The organism is Streptomyces sp. 3211.6 (assembly GCF_003634815.1).
Classification (GTDB): Bacteria; Actinomycetota; Actinomycetes; order Streptomycetales; family Streptomycetaceae; genus Streptomyces; species Streptomyces katrae_A.
On record NZ_RBXC01000001.1, the window covers coordinates 4,715,453 to 4,738,357 of the forward strand.

Consider the following 22,905-nt stretch of genomic DNA (forward strand, 5'->3'; position numbering starts at 1 on the left):
ACTGGACCGAAGACCCTCAGATCCACGACGGGGCTCCCCTGACGCACCACTTGGAGGGCGTACCGTGCACCGCCGGCACAACGGGCTGAAGACCGCCGTACTCCTCGGCGGGATGTCCGCACTCATCATCGTCATCGGCAGCTTCTTCGGGCGGGGCGGCCTGATCGTCGCCGTCCTGGTGGCCCTCGGGACGAATGCGTACGCGTACTGGAACAGCGACAAGCTGGCTCTACGCGCGATGCGCGCCCGGCCCGTCAGCGAGTTCGAGGCACCCCAGCTCTACCGCATGGTCCGCGAGCTCTCCACGTCCGCGCGCCAGCCCATGCCCCGCCTCTACATCTCGCCGACCGAGGCCCCCAACGCCTTCGCCACCGGCCGCAACCCGCGCAACGCCGCCGTCTGCTGCACCGAGGGCATCCTGCGCATCCTCGACGAGCGCGAGCTGCGCGGGGTCATCGGGCACGAGCTGAGCCACGTCTACAACCGGGACATCCTCATCTCGTCGGTCGCCGGAGCCCTGGCCTCCGTGATCATGTTCCTGGTGAACTTCGCCTGGCTGATCCCGGTCGGCCGCTCCAACGACGACGAGGGCCCCGGCATCTTCGGCATGCTGCTGATCATGCTGCTCGGCCCGCTGGCGGCATCGGTGATCCAGCTCGCCATCAGCCGCTCGCGCGAGTACGAGGCGGACGCCTCCGGGGCCCAGCTCACCGGCGACCCCCTCGCCCTGGCCGGCGCCCTGCGCAAGCTCGACGCCGGCACCAAACAGCTTCCGCTGCCCCCCGAGCCCCGGCTGGAGACGGCGAGCCACATGATGATCGCCAACCCCTTCCGCCCGGGCCAGGGGCTCTCCAAGCTGTTCTCGACGCACCCCCCGATGGCCGAGCGCATCGCCCGGCTCGAACAGATGGCAGGCCGCAGCCAGTGAAAACCATCCTGAACGTCATTTGGCTCATACTCAGCGGGATCTGGCTGTTCCTCGGCTACTGCCTGGCCGGCCTGATCCTCTGCGTCACCATCATCGGCATCCCCTTCGGCATCGCGGCCTTCCGCATCGCCGTCTACGCCCTGTGGCCCTTCGGCTACACCACCGTCGAGCGCCGCGACGCGGGCGCCCCGTCCTGCGTCGGCAACGTCCTGTGGCTGGTCCTGGCCGGCTGGTGGCTGGCCCTGGGCCACATCGCCACCGGTCTCGCCCTCTGCGTCACGATCATCGGCATCCCCTTCGGCATCGCCAACTTCAAGATGGTCCCGCTCTCCCTCCTCCCCCTGGGCCGCGAAATCGTCCCCACGGACGCCCCCTTCGCCTCCCGGTGACGGCCGGCGCGCGCTTCGCCCTGCGGGGCGAGGACGAGGACCACGAGGAAGAGCAGCTGTGGGCCCTGTGCGAGGAGGCGGAAAACCTCTTCGCCGACCCGCCGGAGCCGCCCCGGCGCCATTACGAGCTGCAGCCGGAGTACCCGCAGCGGGCCGTCCGGCCGTCCCCAACCTGTGGGCGCCGTTCGACGCCACCGGCCGGGCCCGCTGGCTGGACCCGGCCCTGCACCACTGGCCGGGCCAGGACCGCCCGGCCGGCGGCACCTACCACCTCGACGGGCGGCACGTCACCGACGCCGAAGGCTTCTTCTGCGCCCTCGGCGAGGCCGTCAACGGCCCCGGCGGGTACTTCGGCCGCTGCCTCAACGGCCTTTCGGACGCCCTCACCGGCGGATTCGGGGCGACCGGGCCGTTCACCCTCGTCTGGCACGACCACGAGACGGCCCGCCGCTGCCTGGGCGTACGGCCGCTGACCGCCTACCCGGTGACCTTCCCCGAACTGCTCTCCTTCTTCCGGGAGAAGCACGTCGAGGTCGTGCTGGCCTGAGTTGTCCACAGGCCCGGACGGCTGTCAGTGCTCTGCGTCACCATGAACACATGAACGAGACCGAGCAGTTGCTGGAGCAAGTCACCGACCGAGTACGAGACTCCGTGCGCGAGCACGGAAGGCCGCTCCCCGTACCCCTGGCGGACGGGGAGGCCGACCGGGCCGAGCGCGTGCTGGGCTTCGCCCTGCCGCCCCTGCTCGCCGCGCTCTACACGCGCGTAGGGGACGGCGGATTCGGGCCCGACTACGGGCTGCTGCCGCTGCGTCAGGCCATAGCGGCGTACGAAGGGGGCCGCGCCTCCGACTGGGGCTGGCCGGAGGGCGTCCTGCCGGTGGCCGACCTCGGCTGTGCCATGTACGCGTGCGTGGACTGCCGCTCCGAGACCGCCCGGATACTGCTCTTCGAACCCAACCCCGGGGACCCCGGCCTCGCCTGGTACCACCACGCCCCGAGCCTGGCGCAGTGGCTGCGCGACTGGCTCGACGGCACCGGCTGGTTCCGCGAGGAGTGGGACGAGGACGAGATGGAAGCGGACCTCTGGGCGGAGTTCAGCTCCCGGATCTGAGCCCGCGCCGCACCCCGTAGGCCAGCGCGCCCAGGGTCAGTACCGCCGCGCCCGAGACCGCCGAAGCGGCGGGTAGCGCGCAGGCCAGTGCCACACAGCCGGACAGCCCCACCGCTGCCACGGCACGACCCTTGACAACTGAACCGAGAGTCCATGCGGAGGCGTTCGCGATCGCGTAGTAGGCCAGTACTCCGAAGGAGGAGAAGCCGATCGCGCCCCGCAGATCGGTGGTCGCGGCGAGCACCGCCACCACCGCGCCCACGGCGAGCTCGGCGTGGTGCGGCACCTGATGCCGGGGATGCACGGCGGCCAGCGCGCGCGGCAGATGGCCGTCGCGGGCCATCGCCAGCGTGGTCCGCGACACCCCGAGCACGAGGGCCAGCAGAGAGCCCAGCGCGGCCAGCGCCGCGCCCACCCGGACCACCGGCACCAGTCCGGGCCACCCGGCCGCGCGCACCGCGTCGGCCAGCGGGGCCGAAGACCCCGCCAGAGCGTCGGCACCGAGCACCGACAGCGCCGCCACCGCCACGGCGGCGTACACCAGCAGGGCGATCCCCAGCGCGAGCGGCACCGCGCGCGGGATCGTCCGCTTCGGATCACGCACCTCCTCGCCCAGCGTGGTGATCCGCGCATAGCCCGCGAAGGCGAAGAACAGCAGGCCGGCGCCCTGCAACAACCCCGCGGCCCCACCCCACGCCCCGCCCCCCAGACGCCCGGGGTCCGCCGCGCCGGAACCCAGGCACGCCACCACGACCCCGGCCAGTACCGCCAGCACCGCCGCCACGATCAGCCGGGCGATCCGGGCCGACTTCTGCACCCCGCCGTAGCCCGCGGCGGTCAGCGCCACCACCGCCGCCACGGCCACCTCGTGCTCCCGCCCGGGCCACACGTACGCCCCGGCGGTCAGCGCCATCGCCGCACAGGAGGCCGTCTTGCCGGTCACGAAACCCCAGCCGGCCAGATAACCCCAGAAAGGGCCGAGCCGCTCGCGCCCGTACACGTACGTGCCGCCGGAAGCCGGGTAGCGGGCGGCGAGCCGCGCCGAGGAATGCGCGTTGCAGTAGGCCACGAGCGCCGCCAGGGCCAGGGCGGCCAGGAGTCCGCCGCCCGCCGCGCGGGCCGCCGGGGCGAGGGCGGCGAAGATCCCCGCGCCGACCATCGCGCCGAGCCCGACCACGACGGCGTCCGACACCCCCAGGGTGCGCCTCAGCTGGTTGTCCACGCGCGGAGGGTAACCGCGTTAGATGACGCCCTCGCGTCCGGGAAGCGGCGTCCGCTTGCGCTCCCAGCCCTCCAGCGCCGTCAGACAGGCGTGGTCCAGGTGCCGCAGCCCGCTCAGGTCGAGCCGCACCGGCGCCCCGTGCGGCAGGGCCTCCAGGGAGTCCAGCAGCTTCGGCAGCCGCAGGAAGCTGGCGTTCCCCACGACCCGCACGCAGAGCTCCTCACCCTCCCAGACCTCCTCGACGTGCACGTGGGAGGTCTCCCAGGCGGCCTTGGCCACCGCCAGGCCCAGCCCGACCAGCACCCCCTCGAAGAGGCTGGTGGCCAGGATCGAGCCGGCCGTCACCACCAGCACCACCGCCTCGCCCCGGTGCGTCCGCCACAGCGCGGCCACCGCCCGCGCCGGCAGCAGCTTCCAGCCCGCGTGCAGCAACACCCCGGCGAGCGCCGCGAGCGGCACCACCTCCAGCACCTGCGGCAGGGCCACGGCGAACAGCAGCAGCCAGCCCCCGTGCAGGATCCGGGACGCCCGGGTGCGCGCCCCGGCCTCCACGTTCGCCGAGCTGCGCACGATGACGGCGGTCATCGGCAGGGCCCCGAGCAGCCCGCACACCGCGTTGCCGACCCCCTGGGCGGCCAGCTCGCGGTCGTAGTCGGTGCGCGGCCCCTCGTGCATCCGGTCGACGGCGGCCGCGCTGAAGAGGGTCTCGGCGGAGGCGATCAGTGCGAGCGCCACCACCGTCCCGACCGCCCCCACGGAGCCCAGCGCACCGAAGTCCGACCAGCCCGGCGGCGACACGGCCTCCAGCACCCCCGTCACCCGGACGGTCTCGACGGGCAGCCGCAGCAGCGCGGCCGCGGCGGTGGCGGCCGCGACCCCGACGAGCGCCCCCGGCACCACGCGCAGCCGCGCCGGCACCCGCCGCCACAGCACCAGGACGGCGACGGTCCCCGCCCCCAGCGCCACGGCGGCCCAGTCGGCCCGTGCCCCCAGCTCGTGCATCCCGCCCAGCTTGGCGAGGGTCTGCCCGGGGGCCCGCACCCCGCCGAGGGCGTAGAGCTGCCCGGCGATCAGCACGAGCCCGATCCCGGCCAGCATCCCGTGCACCACGGCCAGGGAGATCGCCCGGAACCACCGCCCGAGCCGCAGCGCGCCCAGACCCAGCTGGACCATGCCGGCGGCCAGCACGAGGACCCCCAGCGCGGGCAGGCCGTAGGTGCCCACGGCCTCGTAGACGAGGACGGTCAGCCCGGCGGCGGGCCCGCTGACCTGGAGTTCGCTGCCCCGGAACCAGCCGGTGACCAGCCCGCCCACGACCCCGGTGACGATCCCCAGCTCGGCGGGGACACCGGAGGCCACGGCGACGCCGACGCAGAGCGGGAGCGCCACGAGGGCGACGACGACGGACGCCCCGAGGTCCGCTCGGAAACTGCCGGCCCCAGGCATGCGGGAACCCCTTCGTGAGGACGGTGACGGTTGTCCCCAGCCTGTGGGGCGCGTCCGCCGGTGCCCAGTCACCACAGGGGGGCCGGACGGGAGCGCGCGCCGCTCACGCCGGGCACGTGCCCCGGGCGCCGAAACGGCGAAGGGCACAACGCGGGCGCCCGCCGGGAAGCCCGGCGATCCGCCCCCGTTGTGCCCCACGGGGTCCGATCAGCGACGTGCGCGCAGGTCAGCGGTAGTTCACGAACTGGATGGCGAAGTCCAGGTCCTTGCCCTTGAGGAGGGCCTGGACGGCCTGGAGGTCATCGCGGCTCTTGGAGCTGACGCGCAGCTCATCGCCCTGGACCTGGGCCTTGACGCCCTTGGGGCCCTCGTCACGGATCATCTTCGCGACCTTCTTGGCGTTCTCCTGGGAGATGCCCTCCTCGATCGAGGCGAAGATCTTGTACTCCTTGCCGGAGAGCTGCGGCTCGCCGGCGTCCAGCGCCTTGAGCGAGATGCCCCGCTTGACCAGCTTGGTCTCGAACACGTCGAGGACGGCCTTGACGCGCTCCTCGGAGTTCGCCTCCATCAGGATCTTCTCGCCGGACCAGGCGATCGAGGCGCCGGTGCCCTTGAAGTCGTAGCGCTGCGAGAGCTCCTTGGCGGCCTGGTTGAGGGCGTTGTCGACCTCCTGCCGCTCGACCTTCGAGACGATGTCGAAACTGGAGTCGGCCATGTGCTGTGGCTCCTTGAAATCGGCTGCGGTGTGCCCCGGAGGGCCGCGGCCCGACATCCCCGGACCGCTCCGCAAAGCCTAGCCACCGCACCCGGGGGAAGTGCTGATCAATCCGGTGGCGAAGCACCCCCGCGCATCAGGTATCGTTTACGTCGTTGCCAGGGAACAACGCCGCAAGGCGGAGGAACCCGGGCGGCATCCCATGGCGGTGTGCCCGAGTGGCCAATGGGAGCGGACTGTAAATCCGTCGGCTTAGCCTACCCAGGTTCGAATCCTGGCGCCGCCACGCGAGTGGAACCCCCGTTCATCTGCGGAAGCGCAGTGGGCGGGGGTTTCTTCGTACAGCCCGGGCCGGGAGCCCCTGATGGCCCCCGCCGGAGCGGAGTTGACGTGCCGTCCGGTCGTCGGTGCTGCGGCCGGCTCAGTTGCCCGCGACGTCCTTCACGGCCACCGGGACCGGCGTCGAGCCCGACAGCAGCTCCAGGGTCAGGCCGGCCGTCGCCGGGGTCTCGATGAGTTCGGCGAGGACCGCGGCCACGTCGTCCCGGGTGACGCTGCCCGGCCCGGTGTGCGCCTCCAGCCGGACCAGCCCCGTGCCGGGGTCGTCGGTCAGCACGCCCGGGCGGACGATCGTCCACTCCAGGCCCAGCCGGGTCCGCAGGTGGTCGTCGGCCTCGCCCTTGGCCCGCAGGTAGGCGTCGAAGACCTCGCTCCCCTCGTGCCGGGCGTCCGCACCCATCGAGGAGACCATCAGGAAGCGGCGCACGCGGGCCCGTTCGGCGGCGTCGGCGAACAGCACCGCCGCCCCCCTGTCCACGGTCTCCTTGCGCGCCGGACCGCTGCCCGGGCCCGCGCCGGCGGCGAAAACCGCCGCGTCCGCGCCCTGCAGGATCCCCGCCACGTGCTCCACGGAGGCCGACTCCAGGTCGCACAGCACCGGTTCCGCGTCGACCTCGCGCAGATCGGCGCCCTGCTCCGGGTCCCGGATGATCCCCGCGACCTCGTACCCGCGCGCGGCGAGCAGGCGCTCCAGCCGCAGCGCGATCCGACCGTGTCCACCCGCGATGACGATGCGCATGTCACGACCGTACGACGACCCGGGCGCCCCCGCCCGCGAACGCCCGGCGAGCCCTCAGGGGCCGGGCTCCATCCGGCCCTGCCGGGGCAGGTCCAGGGCCACCGCGACCGCCGAGTCGCAGTACTCCCGTACGGCACTCGTCCGGGCTACCACCCGGCCCCGGTGGATCACGATCCGGCTGTACGCCAGCGACAGCACCCCGGCGATCCGGTCCCCGCGCACGGCGAGCAGCTCCGCCGGGAAGCCGGCCTCCACCCGGACCTCCGGCAGGGCCATCGCCTCCCGGGCGGCGGCACTGACCGCGTCGTAGGCCTCGGCGGCGCGCAGCCCGCCCTGGGAGGCCAGCAGGTAGGCGGCTTCGAGGGGGTCGCCCCGCCCGACCGGGTTGCCCGCGTCCCGCAGCGCCCCGCTCCCGGCGGCGACCCGGACCCCGGCGGCGCGCAGCAGGCGCACGGGGGCGGTGCGCAGGCCGCGGCGCTCCAGGGCGGCGCAGTCGCCCTGCGGCAGGCAGGTGACCCGGACGCCGGCCGCGGCGAGCTGGTCGGCGGCGCGGGAGGCGGCGTCCAGCGGCAGCCGGGACAGGCCTCCGCAGGGGCCGATGGCCACCCCGGGCCGCAGCCCGCCGGCCATCGCCGCGAGCCGGGCGAGGCGGCCGGGGTCGTCCCCGTCCGTGTGCAGGTCCACGGGGCAGCCGTGCTCGGCGGCCAGCTCCAGGACCGCCTCGACGAAGCCCGTCGGGTCGGGGTCCAGGTCGGGGCAGCCGCCGATCACCGAGGCGCCCATCTTCACGGCGTCGCGCAGCATCGCCAGCCCGTCGGCCCCGGCCATCCCGGTCAGCAGGCGGGGTACGGCCACCGTGGTGAGGTCGGTGAGCCCGCGCAGGGAGCGGCGGGCCTGGAGGGCGGCCTCCATCGGCCCCAGCCCGTGCACGTCCCCGATCCGGATGTGGGAGCGCACGGCGGTGGCCCCGTGCCCGAGCTGGAGCAGCGCCGCCTCGGTGGCCCGGCGCTGCACCTCGTCGCGGGCGTAGGAGACGGGCCCCTCGCCGTCGGCGGTCAGGGCGGTGTCCCCGTGTGCGTGCGGCTCGGCCGGGGCGGGCAGGAGCAGGTAGCCGCGCAGGTCGACCCGGGCCAGGGCGGGGGCCGGGAGGCTGCCCGCGGTCCCGACGGCCTGGATGCGGCCGGCGCTGAGCCGGACGTCGACGGTGCGCCCGTCGGTGAGCCGGGCGCCGGTGAGCAGGAGCCCCGTGGCCTCGGGGGCGGGGCCGCCGGCGGGAGCGCGGCCCGGGGTGCGCCCCGGGCCCTCGGCCGGAGTGCGGCCCGGGCCCGCGGCCGGGCCCCGGGACGGGCCGCCGGAGGCCCGGGACGGACCCCCCGCCGACCCTTTGGGCGGGCCTCCCGCCGGACCCTTGGACGGGCCTGCGCCCGGGTTTCCGGCGGAGCCGCCGGAGGGGCCCCCGGCCGGGTTGCGGGGTGAGGGGGACGGCTGCTGCGGCTGGCTGTCGGACATCGCGCTCCTGCGGTGGCTCGGGCGGTTCCTGTGCCGTGGCCGCAGCCCGCGGCCCAAGATCACGCAGCGTGCTCAGAGCCTAGGGTGCGGGGCTCCCGGGTTCGCGGAAGAGCGCAATAGTCGTACCGGTGTGGTGCCCACGCGCCTCGGCGCCCCCGGACGCGCGCCCCCCGCGCCACATCCGGCCGACGAGCCGGTCGCAGCCCCGCCGGTCGCCCCCCGCCGGAGCCGCGTGGTCTGCGGTGCGGATGTGACCCCCGCCACAAAGGGGCCCGTATGTGCCGGGAGAAGGCTCCGGGAGCGATCAAGAAAGGCGGCCGCGGGTCTTCCGAGCCCAGTCCCCCCAAAGGATTTGGGCGATCGGCGCGCAACCGTGTAATGTCTTCCTCGCTCGCCCCAATAGCTCAGTCGGTAGAGCGTCTCCATGGTAAGGAGAAGGTCTGCGGTTCGATTCCGCATTGGGGCTCTGGTGAGAGAGGTTCCCCGCCCTCGGGCGGGGAACGGATCTCATCAAAGCGGCGTAGCTCAGTCGGTAGAGCAAGCGGCTCATAATCGCTGTGTCACCGGTTCAAGTCCGGTCGCCGCTACCACACCCAGTAGCCGATTGCGGGGTCGGTCTCCCGATCGGCTACTCTTTTATGCGTTCATCCGTCCCATAGTCCGTCAAGGAGCACTCACGTGGCTGCCACCGACGTCCGCCCGAAGATCACGCTGGCCTGCGTGGAGTGCAAGGAGCGGAACTACATCACCAAGAAGAACCGGCGTAACAACCCGGACCGCATGGAGATGAAGAAGCACTGCCCGCGCTGCAACTCGCACACCGCGCACCGCGAGACCCGCTAATCACTGGCGAAGTCTCCGCATAGGCACCTTCACGAGGTCGTCCCCTTCTGGGGGGCGGCCTCGTGTCGTTTCCGTACCGGTTCCTTGATCCGGATCCCCTTCCACAGGAGGTAGTGAGCCATGGCACTCGACCAGGCCTTCGTGGGGCGGACCTACCCGCCCACGCAGCCGTACGAGGTCGGCCGGGAGAAGATCCGCGAATTCGCGGTCGCGGTGGGTGACGAGAATCCCGTCTACACCGACCCCGAAGCCGCCAAGGCGTTCGGTCACCAGGACGTGATCGCCCCGCCGACTTTCGTGTTCGCCATCACCTTCGCCGCCGCGGGCCAGGTCGTCCAGGACCCGCAGCTGGGCCTGGACTACAGCCGCGTCGTGCACGGCGACCAGAAGTTCGCGTACGTGCGCCCCGTGCGCGCGGGTGACCGGCTCACCGTGACCTCGACCATCGAGGCCGTGAAGTCGCTCGCCGGGAACGACATCATCGACATCCGCGGCGAAGTCCACGACGAGTCCGGCGAGCACGTGGTGACCGCGTGGACCAAGCTCGTGTCCCGCGCCCCCGAGGAGGCCTGAGATGACCGCGCAGATCCACTACGCCGACGTCGAGGTCGGCACCGAGCTCCCGGCGGCGTCCTTCCCCGTGACCCGCGCCACGCTCGTGCGCTACGCCGGCGCCTCGGGCGACTTCAACCCGATCCACTGGAACGAGAAGTTCGCCAAGGAGGTCGGGCTGCCGGACGTCATCGCGCACGGCATGTTCACCATGGCCGAGGCGATCCGCGTCGTGACCGACTGGGTCGGCGACCCGGGCGCGGTCGTGGAGTACGGCGTCCGCTTCACCAAGCCGGTCGTGGTCCCGAACGACGACCAGGGTGCGCTGATCGAGGTCACCGCCAAGGTCGCGCAGAAGCTGGACGACAACCGCGTACGGGTCGACCTGACGGCGATGAGCGCAGGGCAGAAGGTCCTGGGCATGTCCCGTGCGGTGGTCCGGCTGGCCTGACCGGCCGCCTGACGACGGGCCGAGGCGCGGGGCCACCCCCCGCGCCCCCGTGCCCTGTGTGCCTCCCCCTCCGGCGCCTCCTCCGTCCTCGCACACAGCCCCTTGACTTAGTTAGTGATTGAGTACTAACTTTCCATGCATGGCAAGGATGAGTGCGGACGAGCGGCGCGAGAGCGTCATCCGCGCCGCGATCCAGGAGTTCGCGCGCGGCGGCTACCACGGGACCTCCACGGAGGCGATCGCCAAGCGCGTCGGGGTGTCGCAGCCCTATCTCTTCCGCCTCTTCCCGGGCAAGAAGGCCATTTTCCTGGCCGCCGCCGGGCGGTGCCTGGAGAGCACCCGCAAGGTCTTCGCCGAGGCCGCCGACGGGCTGCACGGCGAGGAGGCCCGCGCCGCCATGGGCGAGGCCTACGTCCGGCTGATCGCCGAGGACCCGGCGATGCTCCAGATGCAGCTCCAGATGTACGTCACCGTGGCCGCCGCCGAGGCCGCCGGCGACCACGAGCTCGGCGAGCTCGTACGGGCCGGCTGGCTGGAGCTGTGGGACACCGTCGGCATCCCGCTCGGCGACGTCCACCAGACCACCGCCTTCATGGCGCAGGGGATGCTCATCAACACCCTGTCCGCCATGGGGTTCCCCTCCGGCCACCGGATCTGGGACGGCTTCCCGGGCGACGTCGCCAAGGCGGCCGGATCGGTGCGCGCCCCGAGGGGCGGTCGCACGGCGTGAGATGCGGGGCCGAACGCGGCCTCGCATCCGTCTGGCCTCGAAAGTTAGTCAGCAATAACTAACAAACCATCCAGGGGGAAACATGACCCAGCAGAAACTCGGGCCGTCCGCGGTCTGGGCCCTCGTCCTCACCGGCGCCGCCGGCTTCATGGCAGCCCTCGACAACCTCGTCGTCACCACCGCCCTCCCCGCCATCCGCGCCGACCTCGGCGGGAAGCTGGAGGACCTGGAATGGACGGTGAACGCCTACACGCTCACCTTCGCCGTCCTGCTGATGTTCGGCTCCGCCCTCGGCGACCGCTTCGGCCGCCGCCGGCTCTTCACCACCGGCCTCGCCCTCTTCACCGTCGCCTCCGCGGCCGCCGCCCTCTCTCCCGGCATAGGCCAGCTCATCGCCGCCCGCGCCGTCCAGGGCGCCGGTGCGGCGGTCATGATGCCGCTCAGCCTCACCCTCCTCACCGCCGCCGTCCCGGCCGCCCGCCGCGGCCTGGCCCTCGGGATCTACGGAGCCGTCACCGGCCTGGCCGTCGCCAGCGGACCCCTCATCGGCGGCAGCCTCACCGAGCACGTCTCCTGGCAGTGGATCTTCTGGCTGAACGTGCCCATCGGCCTCGCCCTGATCCCCCTCGCCCGCCTGCGCCTCGCCGAGTCCACCGTCCCGGACGCCCGGCTCGACCTCCCCGGCACCCTCCTCATCAGCGGCGGCCTCTTCGGCATCGTCTACGGCCTGGTCAACGCCAACGCCCACGGCTGGACCAGCGCCCCCGTCCTCACCGCGCTCATCGCCGGCAGCGCCCTCGTCGGCGGCTTCGTCCGCCACGGCTTCCGCAACTCCGACCCCGTCCTGCCCATGCGGCTCTTCCGCGACCGCGGCTTCCTCGGGATCAACCTCGCCAGCCTGCTGATGTACCTCGGCATGTTCGGGTCGATCTTCCTGCTCAGCCAGTTCCTCCAGGGCGTCGCCGGCTACTCGCCCACCGGGGCGGGCCTGCGCATGCTCCCCTGGACCGGCATGGGCATCGTCGTCGCCCCGCTCGCCGGGATCCTCTCCGACCGGATCGGCGGCCGCCCCGTCGTCGCCGCCGGCCTGACCCTCCAGGCCCTGGGCCTCGGCTGGTTCGCCCTCGTCCTGAGCCCCGGCGTCTCCTACGCCGCCCAGCTCCCGGCCCTCGTCCTCAGCGGGATCGGCATGTCCCTGTACTTCGCACCGGCCAACCACGTGCTCATGTCCACCGTGGCCGCCGCCGACCAGGGCAAGGCCTCCGGCACCAACAACGCCCTCCGCGAGGTCGGCGGCGCCCTCGGTGTGGCCGTCCTGGCCTCCGTCTTCTCCGCCCACGGCGGCTACCGGACCCCGCAGACCTTCACCGACGGCACCGTCCCCGCCCTGTGGATCGGCGCCGCAGCCGTCGCCCTCGCCGCCGCCCTCGCCCTGCTCCTGCCCCGCGGGACCAAGCGGCCGTCCCCGGCCCCGGCCGCCGCCACCCCGTCCGCCCGCACGCCCGAGGCGACCGCCGCCAGCTGAATCCCAGCCCGCAATGTACTACCCAAACTCCCGCACGGCCCATTACGATGCGTACGACTCAAGAGGCGCTGGCGCCCCTTACTCCCTGCGCGGCCCGATCTGGATCCGAACAAACCGAAGGAGCCCAGCCATGCCCGACATCCCCTGGATCACCCCCACCGCCCCCGCCCCCGACGCCGAGGTCTACGTCATGGCCTCCCGCTTCGAAACCGCCACCCTCGCGGGCGCCTTCAAGTTCTTCCTCAAGGCACCCGGCATCATCGGCCAGATCCGCAAGGCCCCCGGCGCCCACGGCGCCGCCCTCCGCGCCCGCGTCTTCAGCCGGACCTTCCTCACCCTCTCCGCCTGGGAGGACCGCGACGCCCTCTACCGCTTCGCCCGCAGCGAGCCCCACCGCTCCAGCTCCCGCGCCGCCAGCGCGTACATGAAGGAGTCCGCCTTCACCTACTGGACCGCTCCCGCCCGCGAACTCCCCCTCACCTGGGCCGAGGCCGAGCGGCGTCTGGCCGAGCAGAAGCCGGGCCACTGAGTGCCCCGCCGGGATGCGAGGGGGACGGACCGTACTCTTGTCCACGTGCAGGAACTCCACGACGCCCCCCTCGCCCCGCTGACCACCTTCCGCCTCGGCGGCCCCGCGGCCCGGCTGGTCACCGCGACCACCGACGCCGAGGTGGTCGAAACCGTCCGCGCCGCGGACGCGAGCGGCACCCCGCTGCTGGTCATCGGCGGCGGCAGCAACCTCGTCATCGGCGACGAGGGCTTCGACGGCACCGCCCTGCGCATCGCCACCACCGGCTTCACCCTCGACGGCACCACCCTGGAACTCGCCGCCGGCGAGAACTGGAGCGACGCCGTCGCCCGCACCGTCGAAGCCGGCCTCGCGGGCATCGAATGCCTCGCCGGGATCCCCGGCTCCGCCGGCGCCACCCCGATCCAGAACGTCGGGGCGTACGGCCAGGAGGTCTGCGACACCATCACCGAGGTCGTCGCCTACGACCGCACCACCGGCGAGACCGTCACCCTGACCGCCGCCGAATGCGCCTTCCGCTACCGCCACAGCCTCTTCAAGGACCAGCCCGACCGCTACGTCGTGCTGCGCGTGCGCTTCGCCCTCGAGGACGCCGGCGGCCTCTCCGCCCCCGTCAAGTACCCCGAGACGGCCCGCGCCCTCGGCGTCGAGGCCGGCGACCGCGTCCCGGCCGCCGTGGCCCGCGAGACCGTCCTGCGCCTGCGCGCCGGCAAGGGCATGGTCCTCGACCCAGCCGACCACGACACCTGGTCCGCCGGCTCCTTCTTCCACAACCCGATCCTCACCGACGAGGCCTACGCCGCCTTCCTCGCCCGCGTCCAGGACCGCCTCGGCCCCGACACCGCCCCGCCCGCCTACCCGGCCGGCGAGGGCCGTACCAAGACCAGCGCGGCCTGGCTGATCGACAAGGCCGGCTTCACCAAGGGCTACGGCACCGGCCCCGCCCGCATCTCCACCAAGCACACCCTCGCCCTCACCAACCGGGGCCAGGCCACCACCGAGGACCTGCTGGCCCTGGCCCGCGAGGTCGTCGCCGGGGTCCACGCGGCCTTCGGCGTCACCCTCGTCAACGAGCCGGTGACGGTCGGCGTCCGCCTCTGAGATGAACTGCCCCCTGCACGGGGCCGGAACGGACCCCACGCGCCTCGTGGGACGCCAGATCAGCCGGGTCGTCGCCTCCTGGCACATCTGCGAGGGCGAGCGCTCCGAGGCCCCGCTCGACGTATGGCTGATCGACAGCGCCGGCGAGTCCACCCGCATCACCACCGGGTCCGACTGGTGCCTCATCGTCGAGTCCGCCGCGCCCCACGAGCCGTACGACCTGGGGGAGTGGGGCCGCATCGAGGTCGGCGAGGACCTCGGCGAGCACCCGTTCCTGCGCCACGTCGGCCAGACCGTCGAATCGGTCGCCGAGTTCGCCCTGCCCGAGCAGGGCCGCACCCACCTGGAGATCGGCTTCCCCGACGGCCGCCGGGTACGGGCCGACTGTCACGAGGGCGACCTGCGGCTCACCCGCTGAGCCAGTGCTCGATCCCGTCCAGCAGCTTCGCCTTGACCTCCTCCGGCGCCGCCGAACCCCGCACCGACTGGCGGGCCAGCTCGGCGAGCTCCTCGTCCGTGAAGGCGTGGTGGCGGCGCGCGATCTCGTACTGGGCCGCCAGCCGCGAACCGAAGAGCAGCGGGTCGTCCGCGCCCAGGGCCATCGGCACCCCGGCCTCGAAGAGGGTGCGCAGCGGGACGTCCTCGGGCCGCTCGTAGACGCCGAGCGCGACATTGGACGCCGGGCAGACCTCGCAGGTGATCTTCCGGTCCGCGAGCCGCTTCAGCAGCCGCGGGTCCTCGGCGGCCCGGACACCGTGCCCGATGCGGGAGGCGTGCAGGTCGTCGAGGCAGTCGCGGACCGAGGCCGGTCCGGTCAGCTCGCCGCCGTGCGGGGCCGCCAGCAGACCGCCCTCGCGGGCGATGGCGAAGGCCCGGTCGAAGTCGCGGGCCATGCCGCGGCGCTCGTCGTTGGAGAGGCCGAAGCCGACGATCCCCCGGTCGGCGTACCGGACGGCCAGCCGGGCCAGGGTGCGGGCGTCCAGGGGGTGCTTCATCCGGTTGGCGGCGATCAGCACCCGCATGCCCAGGCCCGTCTCCCGGGAGGCGGCGTCGACGGCGTCGAGGATGATCTCCACGGCCGGGATCATGCCGCCGAGCAACGGGGCGTAGGAGGTGGGGTCCACCTGGATCTCCAGCCAGCCGCTGCCGTCCCGGACGTCCTCCTCGGCGGCCTCGCGGACCAGCCGCCGGATGTCCTCCGGCTCCCGCAGGCAGGAGCGGGCGGCGTCGTAGAGCCGCTGGAAGCGGAACCAGCCGCGCTCGTCGGTGGCCCGCAGCTTGGGCGGCTCGCCGGCGGTCAGTGCGTCCGGCAGCCGGACGCCGTACTTGTCGGCCAGCTCCAGCAGGGTCGACGGGCGCATCGAGCCGGTGAAGTGCAGGTGCAGGTGGGCCTTCGGCAGAAGCGTGAGATCGCGTACGTGCTCCATCTGGTGATCCTGCCGCATCGGTCATCCGATTGGCAGGGGATTACCTGAACGGGACATTGCCCGAACATGAATCTGACGCCCGGCGGGGCCCCGGCGGCCCCGGGCGGCCCCCGGCGGGGGCCGGAAACGCCGGAGCGGCGCCGCCCCGGTGGGACGGCGCCGCTCCGCGGGGTGCCTCAGGCCTTGGCCTCGGCCAGGAGGTTCTGGATCCGGGTCACGCCCTCGACCAGGTCCTCGTCGCCCAGGGCGTACGAAAGGCGCAGGTAGCCGGGGGTGCCGAAGGCCTCACCGGGGACGACGGCGACCTCGGCCTCGTCCAGGATCAGCGCGGCGAGCTCGACCGAGGTCTGCGGGCGCTTGCCGCGGATCTCCTTGCCGAGCAGCTCCTTGACCGACGGGTACGCGTAGAACGCGCCCTCGGGGGTCGGGCAGAAGACGCCGTCGATCTCGTTCAGCATCTTGACCATCGTCTGGCGGCGGCGGTCGAAGGCCTTGCGCATCTCCGCGACGGCCTCCAGGTCGCCCGATACGGCGGCCAGCGCGGCGACCTGCGCCACGTTGGAGACGTTGGAGGTGGCGTGCGACTGCAGGTTGGTCGCGGCCTTGATGACGTCCTGCGGGGCGATGACCCAGCCCACGCGCCAGCCCGTCATCGCGTACGTCTTGGCGACGCCGTTGACGACGATGCACTTGTCGCGCAGGGCCGGGACCAGCACGGGCAGCGAGGTGAACTTCGCGTCGCCGTAGACCAGGTGCTCATAGATCTCGTCGGTCAGCACCCACAGGCCGTGCCCGGCGGCCCACTCGCCGATCGCGCGGGCGTCGTCCTCGCTGTACACGGCACCCGTCGGGTTGGACGGGGAGACGAACAGGACGACCTTGGTGCGCTCGGTGCGCGCCGCCTCCAGCTGCTCGACGGAGACCCGGTACCCGGTGGTCTCGTCGGCGACGACCTCGACCGGGACGCCGCCGGCGAGGCGGATCGACTCCGGGTAGGTGGTCCAGTACGGGGCCGGGACGATGACCTCGTCGCCCGGGTCGAGGATCGCCGCGAAGGCCTCGTAGATGGCCTGCTTGCCGCCGTTGGTCACCAGGACCTGCGACGCGTCCACCTCGTAGCCGGAGTCGCGCAGCGTCTTGGCGGCGATGGCCTTCTTGAGCTCGGGCAGACCGCCGGCCGGCGTGTAGCGGTGGAACTTCGGGTCGCGGCAGGCCGCGACCGCCGCCTCGACGATGTAGTCCGGAGTCGGGAAGTCGGGCTCGCCCGCGCCGAAGCCGATCACCGGGCGCCCGGCGGCCTTGAGGGCCTTGGCCTTGGCGTCGACGGCGAGGGTCGCGGACTCGGAAATGGCGCCGATACGGGCGGACACCCGGCGCTCGGAGGAAGGCGTTGCAGAGGTCATGCGGCCAATCGTCCCAGACGCTCCGGAAGCCCCGCACACCGTTTCAGTCACCGGACGGAGCAGGTCCGGATGTTCTCTGTTCGACGTCGGGCCCAGGACCACGTATGCTCTGCTGTCGTTGGTCCTCACCAAACGCCCCGGGGCGTGAGCACTCCGTGCACTCGTCCGGATGCGGTAGGTTGGGGAGCGCAAAGGGTCGTAGCTCAATTGGTAGAGCACTGGTCTCCAAAACCAGCGGTTGGGGGTTCGAGTCCCTCCGGCCCTGCTCCACACTCCTTCTCGGATGTGTGCGCAGGTACGTATTTCGATGCAACGCCGTGCGGCGCAACCGGGCGCGGCTACGGCCACGACCCGGATTCAGGTGAGAGACGTGACGGACGCCCTGGGCTCCATCGACATGCCTGACGCCGACAGCGACACCCGCGAGAAGAAGGCCCGCAAGGGCGGCAAGCGCGGGAAGAAGGGCCCCCTGGGCCGCCTCGCGCTTTTCTACCGCCAGATCGTCGCGGAACTCCGCAAGGTCGTCTGGCCCACGCGAAACCAGCTCACGACGTACACCAGCGTGGTGATTGTCTTCGTCGTCATCATGATCGGTCTGGTGACCGTGATTGACTATGGGTTCCAGCAAGCCATCAAGTTCGTCTTCGGCTGATCCCCGCGGAGGGCGGCGCCTTGATGGGTGCCGCCCCTTTTCGCATGTTCCACCACCTTTTGTATCCAGGAAGAAGCAGCCACCGTGTCTGACCCGAACCTGAACGCGAGCCACGACTCCGTCGAGTCCGTCGAGGACGAGCTCGACATCGTCGAGGCGGCAGACGCTGTGGACCCCGACGAGGCCGAGCTCGCCGACGCCGAGGCCGGCATCGCCGCCGAGGAAGCCGCGCTGCACGTCGAGGACGCTGACGACGAGGCCGAGGCCGACGAGGACTCCGAGGACGAGGGCGTCGAGGACGCCGCTCCGGCCGAGGACGCGGAGGAGGCCGAGGAGGCCGCTCCCGCCGAGCCCGTCGACCCGATCCAGGCCCTGCGCGACGAGCTGCGCCTGCTCCCCGGCGAGTGGTACGTGATCCACACCTACGCGGGCTACGAGAAGCGCGTGAAGGCGAACCTCGAGCAGCGTGCCGTCTCGCTGAACGTCGAGGAGTTCATCTACCAGGCCGAGGTGCCCGAGGAAGAGATCGTCCAGATCAAGAACGGCGAGCGCAAGAACGTCCGGCAGAACAAGCTGCCCGGTTACGTTCTCGTCCGCATGGACCTGACGAACGAGTCCTGGGGCGTCGTCCGCAACACCCCCGGTGTCACCGGCTTCGTCGGCAACGCGTACGACCCGTACCCGCTGACCCTGGACGAGATCGTCAAGATGCTCGCCCCGGAGGCGCAGGAGAAGGCCGCCAAGCAGGCCGCCGAGGAAGCCGGTCTCCCGGCCCCCGCCGTCAAGCGCACCATCGAGGTCCTGGACTTCGAGGTCGGCGACTCGGTCACCGTCACCGACGGCCCGTTCGCGACGCTCCAGGCGACGATCAACGAGATCAACCCGGACTCGAAGAAGGTCAAGGGCCTCGTCGAGATCTTCGGCCGCGAGACCCCGGTCGAGCTGAGCTTCGACCAGATCCAGAAGAACTGATCCAGATCTTCTGAGCGACGCTTCCGAAGCAGGTCAGACCAGCCCGAAAAGGCGGTCTGACCTGCTCGGTTTTTAGCCCCGCACCGATACCCGTTATCGTGGTGCGGTATGCCTCCATCCGGATGACCGGAAGGCGGCTGGAAAACTCTCACTAGGACCCGGAGAGAGCAATGCCTCCCAAGAAGAAGAAGGTCACGGGGCTTATCAAGCTCCAGATCAAGGCCGGTGCGGCCAACCCGGCTCCGCCGGTCGGCCCCGCGCTCGGTCAGCACGGCGTCAACATCATGGAGTTCTGCAAGGCCTACAACGCCGCGACCGAGTCGCAGCGTGGCATGGTCGTGCCGGTGGAGATCACGGTCTACGAGGACCGTTCCTTCACCTTCATCACCAAGACCCCGCCGGCCGCGCGCCTCATCCTGAAGCACGCGGGCATCGAGAAGGGCTCCGGCGAGCCGCACAAGACCAAGGTCGCGAAGCTCACGCGTGACCAGGTCCGCGAGATCGCCACGATCAAGATGCCCGACCTCAACGCGAACGACCTGGACGCCGCCGAGAAGATCATCGCCGGCACCGCCCGTTCCATGGGTGTCACGATCGAGGGCTGATCAGCCCCTCGCAGTTCCCCAGTGGTAGGGCCAAGCGCTGGTCCGTACCACGACTCCATGCCTGAAGCACTTACACAGGAGCAGAAGTGAAGCGCAGCAAGACTCTCCGCGCTGCGGACGCCAAGGTCGACCGGGAGAAGCTCTACGCTCCCCTCGAGGCCGTCCGTCTCGCCAAGGAGACCAGCACCACCAAGTTCGACGCCACCGTCGAGGTTGCCTTCCGCCTGGGTGTCGACCCGCGCAAGGCCGACCAGATGGTCCGCGGCACCGTGAACCTCCCGCACGGCACCGGTAAGACCGCCCGGGTCCTGGTCTTCGCGACCGGTGACCGTGCTGCGGCCGCGGAAGCCGCCGGCGCCGACATCGTCGGCGACGACGAGCTGATCAACGAGATCGCCAAGGGCAACCGCCTCAACGAGTTCGACGCCGTCGTGGCGACCCCGGACCTCATGGGCAAGGTCGGCCGCCTCGGCCGCGTGCTCGGTCCGCGTGGTCTCATGCCGAACCCGAAGACCGGCACCGTCACCATGGACGTCGCCAAGGCTGTCACCGACATCAAGGGTGGCAAGATCGAGTTCCGCGTCGACAAGCACTCGAACCTGCACTTCATCATCGGCAAGGTCTCCTTCTCCGATGAGCAGCTGGTCGAGAACTACGCGGCGGCGCTGGACGAGATCGTCCGTCTGAAGCCGTCCGCCGCCAAGGGCCGCTACATCAAGAAGGCCGCCCTGAGCACCACGATGGGCCCCGGCATCCAGCTGGACTCCAACCGCACCCGGAACCTCCTCGTCGAGGAAGACCCGGCCGCGGTCTGAGCCTGACGGCTCTCGCCTTTCTGGCTGAACCGGCCCCCCGCCTCCCTCACGGGAAGCGGGGGGCCGGTTTCGTTTGCCCTGGGGCGCCCGAAATCCCATGCGACTTTCCCGTCCCTTTACCGTAGGGTCGGACGGTTGATCGATTCGCACCAGGGGTGGGGACTCCATGCTCGTGTACCGCAAGAAGACCGCCATGGCCGCACTGGCCGCCGTACTGCTCGTGGGCGGGGCCACGACCGCCTGCGAGGGCGGCAAGAAGGACGACGGGGGCAAGGCCGCGGCCGCGACCCCCTCCGCCGCCGCGCCGGCGGCCGGCAAGCCGGCCCAGGGAGCCGCGGACGCCGCACCGGCCGCGTACCTGGAGAAGGTGAAGAAGAAGTCCGAGGAGATCACCTCGCTGCGCTACACCATGACCGGCACCGCGCAGGGCAAGCCGGTCAACGCGGACGTCTCTCTGCGCATCAAGCCGTCCGTGGCCATGGCCATGAAGATGACGGCGCCGGGCGAGGACGGTGCGGTGGAGATCCGTCTCGTCGACGGGGTCATGTACATGGGCTCCGAGGGTGCCTGGCTGAAGATCGACGTGAAGAGCGCGAACCCGGAGGCCGCCAAGCAGCTGGACGGCCTCGGCGCCGGGTCGGGCAACGCCGCCGAGAACCCGGGCGACCGCGCCGGTGACCTGCTGGGCGCCAAGGACCTCAAGACCGTCGGCGAGGAGACCATCGACGGCGTGAAGACCCGGCACGTCTCCGGCACGGTCACCATCGAGCAGATGCGGGCCTCCCTCGCCACCCTCACTCCCGAGGCCAAGGAACGCCAGGAGAAGTCCATCCAGAAGCTGGAGGGCGAGGGCATCAAGAGCATGAACATGGACATGTGGATCGACGAGAGCGACCACACCAAGCAGGTCCGCACCCGCGCCGAGGCGGCCAAGGGCCCGATGGACATGACGATGAAGTTCCTGGACTACAACAAGCCGGTCGACATCGCCGCCCCGCCGGCCGACCAGGTCATGGACCTCGGCGCCAAGGGCTCCGGCCAGGGCTGAGTCCCGCCCTCCGGACCGGTCGGGGGGCCGGTCCGGAGGACGATTTGCTCCGGCTCGCATCCTTCGCGTACTCTTCCACAGAAGCCAAAGACCGCTGGTCGTTGCTGTGCCCGACAAGGGTGCGGTGGCCGAAGGATCCGCTACTGCGGACGACCCGCGCAGGTGACTGTGGAATCGTTCCTGGATATTTTTCCGGTTGAGCTACGCCCTGGCGCCTGCGCCGGGGCGTTTTGTATGTCAGCCCCTTCTGAGCGGTCCTCATCACCCGGAAGGAGGCCGACGCTCTATGGCAAGGCCCGACAAGGCTGCCGACGTAGCCGAGCTTGAGGACAAGTTCCGCAGCTCCAGCGCCGTCGTGCTGACCGAGTACCGGGGTCTCACCGTGAAGCAGCTCAAGACGCTGCGTCGTTCGCTCGGTGAGAACGCCCAGTACGCCGTGGTGAAGAACACGCTGACCAAGATTGCGGCTAACAACGCCGGGATCACCTCGCTCGACGACCAGTTCACTGGTCCGACGGGTGCCGCCTTCATCACCGGTGACCCGGTGGAGTCGGCCAAGGGTCTTCGTGACTTCGCCAAGGAGAACCCGAACCTGATCATCAAGGGCGGTGTCCTTGATGGCAAGGCGCTGTCCGCCGATGACATCAAGAAGCTTGCGGACCTCGAGTCCCGCGAGGTTCTGCTCAGCAAGCTGGCCGGCGCGTTCAAGGGCAAGCAGTCCCAGGCTGCCTCGCTCTTCCAGGCGCTGCCGTCGAAGTTCGTCCGCACTGCGGAAGCCCTTCGCGTCAAGCTCGCCGAGCAGGGCGGTGCCGAGTAATTCGGCTCGCGCACTGATCTACGCCGCCTAGTGCGTGGGTCGTAGCGGGCCGTTACGCCCGCCTCTCTATACATCCGGCACCTGCCGAATTAGTGGAAGGATCGCCCATCATGGCGAAGCTCTCTCAGGAAGACCTCCTCGCCCAGTTCGAGGAGATGACCCTCATCGAGCTCTCCGAGTTCGTGAAGGCCTTCGAGGAGAAGTTCGACGTCACCGCCGCCGCGGCCGTCGCCGTCGCCGCCCCGGGTGCCCCGGGCGCCGGTGCCGTGGCCGAGGTCGAGGAGAAGGACGAGTTCGACGTCATCCTCACCGCCGCCGGTGACAAGAAGATCCAGGTCATCAAGGTCGTGCGCGAGCTGACCTCCCTGGGTCTGAAGGAGGCCAAGGACCTCGTCGACGGCACCCCGAAGCCGGTCCTCGAGAAGGCCAACAAGGAAGCCGCTGACAAGGCCGCTGAGGCCCTCAAGGCCGCTGGCGCCTCGGTCGAGGTCAAGTAACACCTCTGAGGCCGCCTGACGGCCTCAACCAAGGGCGATCACCCGTAAGGGTGGTCGCCCTTTGGCGTATTCGCAGTGCCTGACTTGCCCTGGTCTCGTTGGGGAGTAGGGTGATCTTCGTTGCCCCGACGCAGGGTCCGGAGATGATCCGCTCGGAGCACGGGGCCTTGACGAACGGCCAGCGGCGCGCAATTCTCAGACCCGTCGCGAGGTCCCCCGGCTCGATCCGGGATCCGAGGCATGGATCGACTACGAAGAGGGCAGTACTGATACGCGCTCTGTGTACGGGCGCTGCGGCATCGGCTGCGGTGTTGGCTGGACGCGGTGTTGGTTGAGGACGTGGGGAAGGGCCTGTTGCCGGTTTCCGGAAACCTGGTCTGGACATCAGTGAGCCAAGTGGCTACACTGACCCTTTGCGCTGCCTGTTAGCTGCCCCCTGCCCGTCGCCAGGGGCATGCCCACGCTCGAGCACACCGGATTGATACGCCCTGACCTGGTCTTTTAGTCCAGCTGGGGAGGCTCTGTCTTCTGTGTCGGC

26 protein-coding genes and 4 tRNA genes are annotated in these 22,905 nt (G+C 71.2%); 23 read left to right on the forward strand and 7 right to left on the reverse strand.

The genetic code is table 11. The annotated features are described in order from the left end of the window. Window positions 1–64: 64 nt before the first annotated feature. From htpX to BX286_RS21860, 4 genes are read left to right on the forward strand one after another with little or no spacing between them, the layout of a single operon-like run. The gene (htpX, locus tag BX286_RS21845; RefSeq protein ID WP_079429272.1) at window positions 65–928 is read left to right on the forward strand and encodes a zinc metalloprotease HtpX; all 864 of its coding nucleotides are present in this window, start codon (window positions 65–67) and stop codon (window positions 926–928) included. Then, on the forward strand, window positions 925–1,317 hold the full coding sequence (locus BX286_RS21850) for a YccF domain-containing protein (RefSeq protein WP_121016100.1): 393 nt from the start codon (window positions 925–927) through the stop codon (window positions 1,315–1,317). The genes htpX and BX286_RS21850 overlap by 4 nt, the downstream gene beginning before the upstream one ends. Before the next feature lie 58 nt (window positions 1,318–1,375). Next, window positions 1,376–1,864, forward strand: coding sequence for a barstar family protein (locus BX286_RS37900; RefSeq protein ID WP_121016102.1), 489 nt, complete (start codon window positions 1,376–1,378; stop codon window positions 1,862–1,864). 50 nt (window positions 1,865–1,914) lie between these two features. Further along, the gene (locus BX286_RS21860) at window positions 1,915–2,430 is read left to right on the forward strand and encodes an SMI1/KNR4 family protein (protein WP_079429275.1); all 516 of its coding nucleotides are present in this window, start codon (window positions 1,915–1,917) and stop codon (window positions 2,428–2,430) included. Here the strand turns inward: BX286_RS21860 and BX286_RS21865 are convergent. From BX286_RS21865 to BX286_RS21875, 3 genes are all read right to left on the reverse strand, one after another. Then, window positions 2,414–3,652 (reverse strand): APC family permease, encoded by a 1,239-nt coding sequence (locus BX286_RS21865; RefSeq protein ID WP_100863082.1) that lies wholly within the window; start codon window positions 3,650–3,652, stop codon window positions 2,414–2,416. The two genes, BX286_RS21860 and BX286_RS21865, sit on opposite strands and share 17 nt — an antisense overlap. Window positions 3,653–3,670: 18 nt before the next feature. After that, window positions 3,671–5,098: a SulP family inorganic anion transporter gene (locus BX286_RS21870; RefSeq protein WP_079429277.1), complete on the reverse strand. Its 1,428-nt coding sequence runs from the start codon at window positions 5,096–5,098 to the stop codon at window positions 3,671–3,673. 226 nt (window positions 5,099–5,324) lie between these two features. Then, on the reverse strand, window positions 5,325–5,813 hold the full coding sequence (locus tag BX286_RS21875) for a YajQ family cyclic di-GMP-binding protein (protein ID WP_079429278.1): 489 nt from the start codon (window positions 5,811–5,813) through the stop codon (window positions 5,325–5,327). 204 nt (window positions 5,814–6,017) lie between these two features. Between BX286_RS21875 and BX286_RS21880 the strand changes: the two genes are divergently transcribed. After that, a tRNA-Tyr gene (locus tag BX286_RS21880) sits at window positions 6,018–6,099 on the forward strand. A gap of 135 nt (window positions 6,100–6,234) precedes the next feature. Here the strand turns inward: BX286_RS21880 and BX286_RS21885 are convergent. Together BX286_RS21885 and BX286_RS21890 are read right to left on the reverse strand one after the other, a co-directional pair. Beyond that, the gene (locus BX286_RS21885; protein WP_079429279.1) at window positions 6,235–6,891 is read right to left on the reverse strand and encodes an SDR family oxidoreductase; all 657 of its coding nucleotides are present in this window, start codon (window positions 6,889–6,891) and stop codon (window positions 6,235–6,237) included. Window positions 6,892–6,945: 54 nt separating this feature from the next. After that, window positions 6,946–8,400: an amidohydrolase family protein gene (locus BX286_RS21890; protein ID WP_260338024.1), complete on the reverse strand. Its 1,455-nt coding sequence runs from the start codon at window positions 8,398–8,400 to the stop codon at window positions 6,946–6,948. Between the two features lie 393 nt (window positions 8,401–8,793). Here BX286_RS21890 and BX286_RS21895 point away from each other — a divergent pair. The 10 genes from BX286_RS21895 (at window position 8,794) to BX286_RS21940 (ending at window position 14,549) form a co-directional block, all read left to right on the forward strand. Beyond that, window positions 8,794–8,866, forward strand: a tRNA-Thr gene (locus tag BX286_RS21895). Window positions 8,867–8,914: 48 nt separating this feature from the next. Further along, window positions 8,915–8,990 (forward strand) — tRNA-Met (locus BX286_RS21900). 88 nt (window positions 8,991–9,078) lie between these two features. Then, the gene (gene rpmG / locus BX286_RS21905) at window positions 9,079–9,243 is read left to right on the forward strand and encodes a 50S ribosomal protein L33 (protein ID WP_007265873.1); all 165 of its coding nucleotides are present in this window, start codon (window positions 9,079–9,081) and stop codon (window positions 9,241–9,243) included. A gap of 120 nt (window positions 9,244–9,363) precedes the next feature. Continuing rightward, window positions 9,364–9,816: a MaoC family dehydratase N-terminal domain-containing protein gene (locus BX286_RS21910; protein WP_079429280.1), complete on the forward strand. Its 453-nt coding sequence runs from the start codon at window positions 9,364–9,366 to the stop codon at window positions 9,814–9,816. 1 nt (window position 9,817) lies between these two features. After that, entirely contained in the window at window positions 9,818–10,246 is a 429-nt protein-coding gene (locus tag BX286_RS21915) for a MaoC family dehydratase (RefSeq protein WP_079429281.1), read from the forward strand. Between the two features lie 139 nt (window positions 10,247–10,385). After that, the gene (locus BX286_RS21920; protein WP_079429282.1) at window positions 10,386–10,976 is read left to right on the forward strand and encodes a TetR/AcrR family transcriptional regulator; all 591 of its coding nucleotides are present in this window, start codon (window positions 10,386–10,388) and stop codon (window positions 10,974–10,976) included. An 82-nt stretch (window positions 10,977–11,058) separates the two neighbouring features. Next, on the forward strand, window positions 11,059–12,501 hold the full coding sequence (locus BX286_RS21925; RefSeq protein WP_121016105.1) for an MFS transporter: 1,443 nt from the start codon (window positions 11,059–11,061) through the stop codon (window positions 12,499–12,501). A 130-nt stretch (window positions 12,502–12,631) separates the two neighbouring features. Beyond that, window positions 12,632–13,030: a DUF3291 domain-containing protein gene (locus BX286_RS21930; protein WP_100863078.1), complete on the forward strand. Its 399-nt coding sequence runs from the start codon at window positions 12,632–12,634 to the stop codon at window positions 13,028–13,030. Then, the gene (locus BX286_RS21935; protein WP_261340945.1) at window positions 13,031–14,131 is read left to right on the forward strand and encodes a UDP-N-acetylmuramate dehydrogenase; all 1,101 of its coding nucleotides are present in this window, start codon (window positions 13,031–13,033) and stop codon (window positions 14,129–14,131) included. It begins immediately after the preceding gene. 46 nt (window positions 14,132–14,177) lie between these two features. Further along, the gene (locus BX286_RS21940) at window positions 14,178–14,549 is read left to right on the forward strand and encodes a hypothetical protein (RefSeq protein ID WP_237293042.1); all 372 of its coding nucleotides are present in this window, start codon (window positions 14,178–14,180) and stop codon (window positions 14,547–14,549) included. Here BX286_RS21940 and BX286_RS21945 read toward each other — a convergent pair. Both BX286_RS21945 and BX286_RS21950 read right to left on the reverse strand, forming a co-directional pair. After that, window positions 14,539–15,558 carry an adenosine deaminase gene (locus tag BX286_RS21945; RefSeq protein ID WP_121016107.1) on the reverse strand — a complete coding sequence of 340 codons (1,020 nt, stop codon included), beginning with the start codon at window positions 15,556–15,558 and terminating at the stop codon, window positions 14,539–14,541. The genes BX286_RS21940 and BX286_RS21945 overlap by 11 nt on opposite strands. Before the next feature lie 176 nt (window positions 15,559–15,734). Next, window positions 15,735–16,961 (reverse strand): pyridoxal phosphate-dependent aminotransferase, encoded by a 1,227-nt coding sequence (locus tag BX286_RS21950; RefSeq protein ID WP_079429288.1) that lies wholly within the window; start codon window positions 16,959–16,961, stop codon window positions 15,735–15,737. Between the two features lie 192 nt (window positions 16,962–17,153). Here BX286_RS21950 and BX286_RS21955 point away from each other — a divergent pair. The 8 genes from BX286_RS21955 to rplL all read left to right on the forward strand — a co-directional run bounded on the left by BX286_RS21955 (window position 17,154) and on the right by rplL (window position 22,367). After that, window positions 17,154–17,226 (forward strand) — tRNA-Trp (locus tag BX286_RS21955). Between the two features lie 105 nt (window positions 17,227–17,331). Then, a complete protein-coding gene (gene secE / locus BX286_RS21960; RefSeq protein ID WP_079429289.1) occupies window positions 17,332–17,613 on the forward strand; it encodes a preprotein translocase subunit SecE in 282 nt (93 codons plus the stop codon). Between the two features lie 84 nt (window positions 17,614–17,697). Next, window positions 17,698–18,585, forward strand: coding sequence for a transcription termination/antitermination protein NusG (gene nusG / locus BX286_RS21965; RefSeq protein ID WP_121016109.1), 888 nt, complete (start codon window positions 17,698–17,700; stop codon window positions 18,583–18,585). Between the two features lie 170 nt (window positions 18,586–18,755). Further along, window positions 18,756–19,190, forward strand: coding sequence for a 50S ribosomal protein L11 (rplK, locus tag BX286_RS21970; RefSeq protein ID WP_079429291.1), 435 nt, complete (start codon window positions 18,756–18,758; stop codon window positions 19,188–19,190). An 86-nt stretch (window positions 19,191–19,276) separates the two neighbouring features. Then, window positions 19,277–20,005: a 50S ribosomal protein L1 gene (gene rplA / locus BX286_RS21975; RefSeq protein WP_042818557.1), complete on the forward strand. Its 729-nt coding sequence runs from the start codon at window positions 19,277–19,279 to the stop codon at window positions 20,003–20,005. 166 nt (window positions 20,006–20,171) lie between these two features. Further along, complete coding sequence (locus tag BX286_RS21980) at window positions 20,172–21,053, forward strand: LppX_LprAFG lipoprotein (protein ID WP_237293049.1); 882 nt, start codon at window positions 20,172–20,174, stop codon at window positions 21,051–21,053. A 286-nt stretch (window positions 21,054–21,339) separates the two neighbouring features. After that, window positions 21,340–21,870: a 50S ribosomal protein L10 gene (gene rplJ / locus BX286_RS21985; protein ID WP_045945276.1), complete on the forward strand. Its 531-nt coding sequence runs from the start codon at window positions 21,340–21,342 to the stop codon at window positions 21,868–21,870. 110 nt (window positions 21,871–21,980) lie between these two features. Continuing rightward, window positions 21,981–22,367 (forward strand): 50S ribosomal protein L7/L12, encoded by a 387-nt coding sequence (gene rplL / locus BX286_RS21990; RefSeq protein ID WP_079429292.1) that lies wholly within the window; start codon window positions 21,981–21,983, stop codon window positions 22,365–22,367. Window positions 22,368–22,905: the final 538 nt, after the last annotated feature.

What these genes read in the sequence shown, in the direction of transcription:
- BX286_RS21915 (WP_079429281.1), top strand. Translation starts at nt 9,818, where the DNA reads ATGACCGCGCAGATCCACTACGCCGACGTCGAGGTCGGCACCGAGCTC.
- BX286_RS21885 (WP_079429279.1), bottom strand. Translation starts at nt 6,891, where the DNA reads ATGCGCATCGTCATCGCGGGTGGACACGGTCGGATCGCGCTGCGGCTG.
- BX286_RS21920 (WP_079429282.1), top strand. Translation starts at nt 10,386, where the DNA reads ATGGCAAGGATGAGTGCGGACGAGCGGCGCGAGAGCGTCATCCGCGCC.
- BX286_RS21860 (WP_079429275.1), top strand. Translation starts at nt 1,915, where the DNA reads ATGAACGAGACCGAGCAGTTGCTGGAGCAAGTCACCGACCGAGTACGA.
- rplJ (WP_045945276.1), top strand. Translation starts at nt 21,340, where the DNA reads ATGGCAAGGCCCGACAAGGCTGCCGACGTAGCCGAGCTTGAGGACAAG.
- BX286_RS21890 (WP_260338024.1), bottom strand. Translation starts at nt 8,400, where the DNA reads ATGTCCGACAGCCAGCCGCAGCAGCCGTCCCCCTCACCCCGCAACCCG.
- BX286_RS21950 (WP_079429288.1), bottom strand. Translation starts at nt 16,961, where the DNA reads ATGACCTCTGCAACGCCTTCCTCCGAGCGCCGGGTGTCCGCCCGTATC.
- BX286_RS21945 (WP_121016107.1), bottom strand. Translation starts at nt 15,558, where the DNA reads ATGGAGCACGTACGCGATCTCACGCTTCTGCCGAAGGCCCACCTGCAC.
- BX286_RS21925 (WP_121016105.1), top strand. Translation starts at nt 11,059, where the DNA reads ATGACCCAGCAGAAACTCGGGCCGTCCGCGGTCTGGGCCCTCGTCCTC.
- BX286_RS21980 (WP_237293049.1), top strand. Translation starts at nt 20,172, where the DNA reads ATGCTCGTGTACCGCAAGAAGACCGCCATGGCCGCACTGGCCGCCGTA.
- BX286_RS21930 (WP_100863078.1), top strand. Translation starts at nt 12,632, where the DNA reads ATGCCCGACATCCCCTGGATCACCCCCACCGCCCCCGCCCCCGACGCC.
- BX286_RS21875 (WP_079429278.1), bottom strand. Translation starts at nt 5,813, where the DNA reads ATGGCCGACTCCAGTTTCGACATCGTCTCGAAGGTCGAGCGGCAGGAG.
- BX286_RS21870 (WP_079429277.1), bottom strand. Translation starts at nt 5,098, where the DNA reads ATGCCTGGGGCCGGCAGTTTCCGAGCGGACCTCGGGGCGTCCGTCGTC.
- BX286_RS21910 (WP_079429280.1), top strand. Translation starts at nt 9,364, where the DNA reads ATGGCACTCGACCAGGCCTTCGTGGGGCGGACCTACCCGCCCACGCAG.
- rplK (WP_079429291.1), top strand. Translation starts at nt 18,756, where the DNA reads ATGCCTCCCAAGAAGAAGAAGGTCACGGGGCTTATCAAGCTCCAGATC.
- rplL (WP_079429292.1), top strand. Translation starts at nt 21,981, where the DNA reads ATGGCGAAGCTCTCTCAGGAAGACCTCCTCGCCCAGTTCGAGGAGATG.